Consider the following 7,725-nt stretch of genomic DNA (forward strand, 5'->3'; position numbering starts at 1 on the left):
ATTGTGCGTTACGCCCGTCACCGGCAAAAGATGACCTTGAACCTACAGGCTGTCAGCTCTTTGCCAATTGAACAGCTCGCACGCGTTGCGTGTGCTCGCCTCAGCCAGTCGTGATGCATCGATGCCCATGCGTGCGGCCAGGGCGATGCAGATGTCCGGCAGGTGTTGCGGGCTGTTGCGCTGGCCGGGGTACATGGCGGGCGCCATATCCGGTGAGTCGGTTTCCAGGACGATCGCCTCAAGCGGCAGTTGATCCAGCACTTTGTGCATGCGCAGTGCCTGGGGCCAGGTGGCTGCGCCGCCCAAGCCCAGTTTGAACCCAAGCTTGATGTATTCGCGGGCCTCTTCAACGCTACCGGCAAACGCATGGATGATGCCACCCCGTGGCAGGCGGATACGCTTGAGCGTGGCAATCACCGCCGCGTGACTGCGACGTACGTGCAGCAGCGCCGGTAGCTGGAAGTCCACCGCGAGTTTCAATTGGGCTTCGAACAGGTGTTGCTGGCGCTCGCGGTCCAGCTGTTCGAGGAAGTAATCCAGGCCGATCTCACCGACCGCGCACAGTTGTCGGTGGTCGTGCAGGCGGGTTAGCCAGTCACCCAGCTCCGTCAGATCGGCAGGACGGTGCTCATCGAGATACACCGGGTGCAGGCCGAAGGCGGCGAACAAGCCGTCATCCGTTTGCACCAGATCCCACAACCGCTGCCAATTCTGCTGATACACCCCCAACACCACCATGCGTTGCACGCCAAGTTGGCGGCTGTGGGCGAGGACTGCCCGGCGATCATCATCGAAGTCCGGGAAGTCCAGGTGGGTGTGGGTGTCGATCAGCTCCACGTTCAGGCCTCGTGAATGCGCTGCTTGAACGTACGGCCGATGGCGTGCACGCCGGGCTGATACTGCTCCTCTTCAATCGCCGCGAGGGCCAGGCGCAGGGCCGTATCGGCGATCAGTTGATGTTGCTGGGCCATGGCATTGACCGGCAACGGCAGGAAATCCAGCAACTGAGTGTCCCCGAACGTGCCCAGGCGCAATGGCCGGGACTTGAGTGGGAAGTCATGCAGTGCGTCGAATACGCCTTGCAGCAGCACGTAGGAAGTGGTCACCAGCGCGTCAGGTAAATGCCCCAGGCGCTGCAGGAGTTGTTCCATTAATTGCCGGCCACAATCACGGCTGAACGCTTCACCGTGTTCGACGATCACGTCACCGCTGAAGCCTTTGAGTGCTTCACGAAAGCCAGCGGCGCGCTCCTGGCTGATGCTCAATTCGGGGTGGGCGCCGATCAGCGCGATTTGTTTGGGCAGCGGTTGTAGCAGACTGCTGGTCAGTTGTTGGCAGGCCTTGCGGTCGTCGCTGACCACCGAGCAGAACTGCCCAGGCTCCATCACCCGGTCGATGGCGATCACCGGCAGGCCTTTGGCTTGCAGCTCACGGTAACTGTCGTCGCTGGCCGGCAGGCAACTGGCAACAAACAGCGCATCGCAGCGCCGCGCGCGGAATAGTTTCAGCAGTTGGCGCTCGCTGTCGGCCTCATCGTCGGAGCTGGCAATCAGCAATTGATAGCCCCGCGCCCGCGCGCCTTGCTCCAGCAGCTTGGCGATGCGTGCGTAACTGGGGTTTTCCAGGTCTGGCAGGATGAAACCCAGGGTGCGTGTGTGCCGGCTGCGTAGCCCGGCTGCCTGGGGGTTGGGAGTAAAACCATGGGCCTCGACCACGGCACGCACTCGCTCGACGGTGGCGTTGCTGATGCGCTGCTGTTCGGCCTTGCCATTGATGACATAGCTGGCGGTGGTCACGGACACACCGGCCAGGCGTGCGATATCACTGAGTTTCAAACCGGGATTTCCTTGTTTTTTGGAGCTTGCCCCGACATTTTGTCCAATCGTAACCGATTCCAGCACACGACCAATGTCTGAGCACAAGTGCCGAGTGGCTCTTCAAGCTTGCGCAATTAACGCGTAACCTGCCATAAATTCTAGATTAAACGTTTCAGCTGGCGTATTTTTACGACGTTCGTGACTAAGTGGCTACTGCCAATTGACCGCTCAGTCAGTTATTTTTGAACACCACTGCGCTGATTTTTTCAAAACAATACCTAGTGCATTCCTTGCACTAACTAGGAGAACGGCATGCTGGAGCTCACTGTAGAGCAGATATCCATGGGCCAAGTGGCTGTGGATAAATCTGCCGCCTTGCATTTGCTCGCTGACAAACTGGTGGCCGACGGCCTGGTCGCCGAGGGTTACCTCAGTGGTTTGCAGGCCCGTGAAGCCCAAGGCTCGACGTTTCTCGGTCAAGGCATCGCCATTCCCCACGGCACCCCCGAAACCCGTGACCAAGTGTTTTCCACCGGCGTACGCCTGTTGCAGTTCCCCGAAGGGGTGGACTGGGGCGACGGCCAGATCGTTTACCTGGCCATCGGCATTGCCGCCAAATCCGATGAGCATTTGCGCCTGCTGCAACTGCTGACCCGTGCCCTCGGTGAAACCGACCTGGGGCAGGCGCTGCGCCGCGCCGGCTCCGCCGAAGCCTTGCTGAAGTTGCTGCAAGGCGCGCCGCAGGAACTGGCGCTGGATGCGCAGATGATCAGCCTGGGTGTGTCCGCCGATGATTTCGAAGAGCTGGTTTGGCGCGGTGCACGCCTGTTGCGCCAGGCCGATTGTGTCAGCAATGGCTTCGCCGCCGTGCTGCAGCAAGTCGACGCGTTGCCCTTGGGCGATGGCTTGTGGTGGTTGCACAGCGAGCAGACGGTCAAGCGTCCCGGCCTGGCGTTCGTCACCCCGGACAAACCCATGCGTTATCTGGGCCAGCCGCTGAACGGCCTGTTCTGCCTGGCGAGCCTGGGCGAAGCACACCAGAGCTTGCTGGAGCGCCTGTGTGCGTTGCTGATTGAAGGTCGCGGCCAGGAGTTGGGCCGCGCCACGAGCAGCCGGGCGGTGCTCGAAGTCCTCGGCGGCGAATTGCCGCCTGATTGGCCGAGCGCACGCATCACCCTGGCCAACGCCCATGGCTTGCACGCGCGTCCGGCCAAGATCCTCGCGCAGTTGGCAAAAAGCTTCGACGGCGATATCCGCGTGCGCATCATCGACGGCCCGGTGGGGGCGGTATCGGTGAAAAGCCTGAGTAAATTGTTGAGTTTGGGCGCCCGTCGCGGCCAGGTGCTGGAGTTTGTCGCCGAGCCGACGATTGCCGGTGACGCCTTGCCTGCTTTGTTGGCGGCAGTAGAGGAAGGTCTGGGCGAAGACGTCGAGCCGCTGCCGAGCGTGAGCGCCCAACCCGCTATGCTCGACAGCGAGCCACTGATCAATGTGCCGGTGTCCGGCAGCCAGATCCAGGCCATCGCTGCCGCTCCGGGCATCGCCATCGGCCCGGCCCATATTCAGATCCAGCAAGTGTTCGATTACCCACTGCGCGGTGAGTCTTGCGCCGTTGAGCGCCAGCGCCTGCAACAGGCTCTTGCCGACGTACGGCATGACATCCAAGGCTTGATCGAGCGCAGCCAGGCCAAGGCCATTCGCGAGATCTTCATCACCCACCAGGAAATGCTCGACGATCCGGAACTGACCGACGAAGTCGACACCCGTCTCAAACAAGGCGAAAGCGCGCAAGCGGCCTGGATGAGCGTGATCGAAGCCGCCGCCAAGCAACAAGAGTCGTTGCAGGACGCCTTGCTCGCCGAGCGTGCCGCCGACCTGCGTGACATTGGCCGTCGTGTGCTGGCGCAGTTGTGCGGCGTCGAGACGACCCAGGAACCGAATGAGCCCTACATTCTGGTGATGGACGAAGTCGGGCCTTCGGATGTGGCGCGTCTTGATCCAGCCCGCGTCGCCGGCATCCTCACCGCCCGTGGTGGCGCCACGGCTCACAGCGCCATTGTGGCGCGAGCACTGGGCATTCCCGCGCTGGAGGGCGCAGGTTCAGCGGTGTTGTTGCTGGCGTCGGGCACGCCGTTGTTGCTCGACGGTCAGCGCGGCCGCCTGCATGTCGATCCCGACGCCAGCGCCTTGCAACGTGCCGTTGTCGAGCGCGACACTCGCGAACAGCGTCTGCAAGCCGCGTCGGCCCAGCGCCATCAACCGGCACTGACCCGCGACGGTCACGCCGTGGAAGTGTTCGCCAACATCGGCGAAAGCGCCGGTGTCGCCAGCGCGGTGGAGCAGGGCGCCGAAGGTATTGGCCTGCTGCGTACCGAACTTATTTTCATGGCGCACCCCCAAGCGCCGGACGAAGCCACCCAGGAAGCCGAATACCGTCGTGTGCTCGATGGCCTTGGCGGTCGCCCGCTGGTGGTGCGTACCCTCGATGTCGGCGGTGACAAACCGCTGCCGTATTGGCCGATTGCCGAGGAGGAGAACCCCTTCCTCGGTGTGCGCGGCATCCGCCTGACTTTGCAGCGCCCACAGATCATGGAAGCCCAGTTGCGTGCGTTGCTTCGCTCGGCAGACAGCCGCCCGCTGCGCATCATGTTCCCCATGGTCGGCAGCGTGGATGAGTGGCGCGCGGCCCGCGACATGACCGAGCGCCTGCGCCTGGAAATCCCGGTGGCGGACTTGCAACTGGGGATCATGATCGAAGTGCCGTCCGCCGCCTTGCTGGCGCCGGTACTGGCCAAGGAAGTGGACTTCTTCAGCGTCGGCACCAATGACCTGACCCAGTACACCCTGGCCATCGACCGTGGCCATCCGACGCTATCGGCCCAGGCCGATGGCTTGCACCCGGCCGTCTTGCAACTGATCGACATCACCGTGCGCGCCGCCCATGCCCATGGCAAATGGGTCGGTGTGTGCGGTGAGTTGGCAGCCGACCCGCTGGCAGTGCCGGTGTTGATCGGCCTGGGTGTGGACGAGCTGAGCGTGTCGGCCCGCAGCATCCCTGAAGTGAAGGCACGGGTGCGGGAGTTCAGTCTGAGCGAGGCCCAGGGCCTGGCGCAAAAAGCACTCGCACTGGGCTCGCCCGCCGACGTGCGTGCCCTTGTGGAGGCCGTGTAAATGGCGAAGATTCTGACCCTGACGCTGAACCCGGCGCTGGACCTCACGGTGCGCCTGGCACACTTGGAACCGGGGGCCGTCAACCGCAGCGAAACCCTGCTGACCCATGCCGCTGGCAAGGGCGTGAATGTTGCCCAGGTCTTGGCCGACCTGGGCCATCAAGTCACCGTCGGTGGCTTTCTCGGTGAAGATAATCCCCAAGCCTTCGAGGCGTTGATTGCACGGCGCGGTTTTGCCGATGCGTTTATCCGCGTGCCGGGAGAAACCCGCAGCAATATCAAGATTGCCGAACAGGACGGACGGGTCACGGACATCAACGCGCCAGGACCACAGGTCAGCGAGCAGGCGCAGTTGGCGTTGCTCAATCAACTCACGCTGATCGCACCGGGGCACGATGCGGTGGTGGTCGCTGGCAGCTTGCCCGGTGGCGTCAGTGCGCAGTGGTTCCAAGACCTGCTGGTGCATCTGAACCACCTCGGTTTGAAAGTTGCCCTGGACACCAGCGGCGACGCCCTGCGTGCCGGTTTGCAAGCGGGCCCGTGGCTGGTCAAGCCCAACACTGAAGAACTGGCTGAAGCCCTGGACAACGCCACTGACGCGATCAGCTGGCTGCATCGTCAGGGTGTGGAGCATGTGGTGGTTTCCGATGGCGCTGCGGGCGTGAACTGGTATCGACCAGGCATGGCACTGCATGCCACGCCGCCTAGGGTCAGCGTGGTCAGCACCGTCGGTGCGGGTGACTCGCTGCTGGCCGGAATGCTCCACGGTTTGCTCGGTGGCGATACACCTGAGCAAACCCTGCGCCGTGCCACGGCGATTGCCGCAATGGCGGTGACACAGATTGGTTTCGGCATCAGCGATGACGCGCAACTGGCGCGTCTGGAAAGCGGCGTCGATGTGCGCACGCTGACAGAACAATAAGAGGGTCTGTAATGAAGTTAGCCATTGTTACTGCCTGCCCGAACGGCATGGTCACCAGTGTGCTGTGCGCCCGCTTGTTGGACGCCGCCGCGCAGCGCCAAGGCTGGAGCACCAGTGTCGAAGTGGTGGACGTCGCACGCCTGGAGCGCCAGTTGTCCCAGGCGACGATAGAGGCTGCCGAGTGGGTGCTGTTGGTCAGCAGCACGCCCGTAGACATGCAGCGGTTTGTCGGTAAACGGGTGTTCCAGAGTACGCCTGCCCAGGCGCTGGCGGATGTCGACGCCGTGTTGCGCCGGGGCGCCGAAGAGTCCCAGGTGTATGTCACGGCGCAACAGACGACTAAACACACACCGCGCATTGTCGCGATTACTGCATGCCCTACGGGCGTCGCCCACACTTTCATGGCCGCCGAAGCCTTGCAGCAAACGGCGAAGCGCATGGGCTATGACTTGCAGGTCGAGACCCAAGGTTCGGTGGGCGCCCGTACGCCCCTGAGCCCGGAAGCCATCGCCAATGCCGACGTGGTGTTGCTCGCGGCGGATATCGAAGTCGCTACCGAGCGTTTCGCTGGCAAGAAGATTTACCGCTGCGGCACCGGCATCGCCCTCAAGCAAGCCGAAGCGACCCTCAACAAGGCGTTGGCCGAGGGTGCGATTGAAAACGTGGCCAATGGCGCGGTGGCCAAGCAGGAAAAAGCCGGTGTGTACAAACATCTACTCACCGGCGTGTCGTTCATGCTGCCGATGGTGGTGGCGGGCGGGTTGTTGATCGCCTTGTCGTTCGTGTTCGGTATCCATGCCTTCGAAGAAAAAGGCACCTTGGCGGCGGCGCTCAAAACCGTCGGCGACCAGGCCTTTATGCTGATGGTGCCGCTACTGGCGGGCTACATTGCCTACTCGATTGCCGACCGTCCGGGCATCGCGCCCGGCATGATCGGTGGGTTGCTGGCGGGTACGTTAGGGGCAGGTTTTATTGGCGGGATTTTTGCCGGTTTCCTCGCCGGTTACTGCGTCAAACTGATCACCCGCGCGGTGAGGCTGCCGCAGAGCCTGGAGGCGCTCAAGCCGATTCTGATCATCCCGTTGCTGGCGAGCTTGTTCACCGGCCTGGTGATGATCTATCTGGTCGGCCCGCCCGTTGCGCGGCTGCTCACTGGGCTCACCGACTTTCTCAGCACCATGGGTACCACCAACGCGGTGCTGCTGGGCATTCTGTTGGGCGGCATGATGTGTGTCGACCTGGGCGGGCCGATCAACAAGGCGGCGTATGCGTTTTCCGTCGGCTTGCTGGCGGCCTCGAGTGGCGCGCCGATGGCGGCGACCATGGCGGCCGGCATGGTGCCGCCGATTGGCATGGGCATCGCCACGTTCCTGGCGCGCCGCAAGTTCGCCCAGACCGAGCGCGAAGCCGGCAAGGCCGCGATGATTCTGGGGCTGTGCTTTATCTCTGAAGGTGCAATCCCGTTTGCTGCCAAGGACCCGCTGCGGGTGATCCCGGCCAGCATCGCCGGGGGGGCGTTGACCGGTGCGTTATCGATGTACTTCGGCTGCAAACTGGCCGCGCCTCACGGTGGGTTGTTTGTGTTGATCATCCCGAATGCGATGAACCATGCATTGTTGTATTTGCTGGCGATTGTTGCCGGTAGCCTGCTGACCGGTTTGGTGTATGCGCTGATCAAACGCCCGGAAGCGGTCGAACTGTCGGTTGCACCTGCCAAAGCCTGACACTGTTCAAAAATGTGGGAGGGGGCTTGCCCCCGATAGCGGAGGATCAGTCAGATTGGTATTGGCTTACACACTGCAATCGGGGGCAAGCC

5 protein-coding genes are annotated in these 7,725 nt (G+C 62.6%); 3 read left to right on the forward strand and 2 right to left on the reverse strand.

Annotated features, from left to right (window positions below):
- Positions 1-42: 42 nt before the first annotated feature.
- Both ACRESD_RS10850 and cra read right to left on the reverse strand, forming a co-directional pair.
- Entirely contained in the window at positions 43-837 is a 795-nt protein-coding gene (locus ACRESD_RS10850) for a TatD family hydrolase (protein WP_431750907.1), read from the reverse strand.
- Between the two features lie 2 nt (positions 838-839).
- On the reverse strand, positions 840-1,835 hold the full coding sequence (gene cra, locus ACRESD_RS10855; RefSeq protein ID WP_431750908.1) for a catabolite repressor/activator: 996 nt from the start codon (positions 1,833-1,835) through the stop codon (positions 840-842).
- A 294-nt stretch (positions 1,836-2,129) separates the two neighbouring features.
- On the opposite strand from cra, the gene ptsP reads away from it, so the two are divergent.
- The 3 genes from ptsP to ACRESD_RS10870 are packed head-to-tail and all read left to right on the forward strand — an operon-like array spanning position 2,130 to position 7,633.
- Positions 2,130-4,988 (forward strand): phosphoenolpyruvate--protein phosphotransferase, encoded by a 2,859-nt coding sequence (gene ptsP, locus ACRESD_RS10860; RefSeq protein WP_431750909.1) that lies wholly within the window; start codon positions 2,130-2,132, stop codon positions 4,986-4,988.
- Entirely contained in the window at positions 4,989-5,909 is a 921-nt protein-coding gene (gene pfkB / locus ACRESD_RS10865) for a 1-phosphofructokinase (protein ID WP_431750910.1), read from the forward strand. It begins immediately after the preceding gene.
- An 11-nt stretch (positions 5,910-5,920) separates the two neighbouring features.
- Positions 5,921-7,633, forward strand: a complete 1,713-nt coding sequence (locus tag ACRESD_RS10870) for a PTS fructose-like transporter subunit IIB (protein WP_431750911.1) — start codon at positions 5,921-5,923, stop codon at positions 7,631-7,633.
- Positions 7,634-7,725 lie beyond the last annotated feature (92 nt).

It is taken from the genome of Pseudomonas sp., from assembly GCF_050739995.1.
GTDB lineage: Bacteria > Pseudomonadota > Gammaproteobacteria > Pseudomonadales > Pseudomonadaceae > Aquipseudomonas.

Coding starts and splice junctions, on each gene's coding strand:
- ACRESD_RS10870 (WP_431750911.1), top strand. CDS start 5,921: ATGAAGTTAGCCATTGTTACTGCCTGCCCGAACGGCATGGTCACCAGT.
- ptsP (WP_431750909.1), top strand. CDS start 2,130: ATGCTGGAGCTCACTGTAGAGCAGATATCCATGGGCCAAGTGGCTGTG.
- pfkB (WP_431750910.1), top strand. CDS start 4,989: ATGGCGAAGATTCTGACCCTGACGCTGAACCCGGCGCTGGACCTCACG.